1 protein-coding gene is annotated in these 356 nt (G+C 69.7%); it reads right to left on the reverse strand.

All coding sequences use genetic code 11. The annotated features are described in order from the left end of the window. On the reverse strand, window positions 1-356 hold a 356-nt coding region (locus EP867_RS19715), incomplete at both ends, for a hypothetical protein (protein WP_194085574.1).

Consider the following 356-nt stretch of genomic DNA (forward strand, 5'->3'; position numbering starts at 1 on the left):
GCGTTTTAAGAGCCGCGCCGCATCAAGGCCGCTGCGGATGGCCGACTGGCCCGGGCTGCGCTGGTGCCGCCGCAGAGCGGCGGCCAGTACCCAGGCGGTCAGCGCATCGGCAGAGAGGGCGGCGGCGGCGCCACCCCTCTGACACTCCTCCGCCAGAAAGGCGGCAAGGGGTGCCTCCTGCAGGTGCCCCTTCAGCGCCAGACGGATCTGCAGAAAGGGACGCGCCTGATGAATGCGCAAAGGCGCGAGCGGGCCGCATTCTACCTCGAGATCGCTGAGTGCCTGCTGCAGACGCTCAGGCTCCCCTCTCAGATGGCGCTCGAGCATTGCGGTGGCCCAGACCGCAAGGTCGCGGC

Source organism: Falsigemmobacter intermedius (assembly GCF_004054105.1).
In the GTDB taxonomy this organism is placed as follows: Bacteria; Pseudomonadota; Alphaproteobacteria; order Rhodobacterales; family Rhodobacteraceae; genus Wagnerdoeblera; species Wagnerdoeblera intermedia.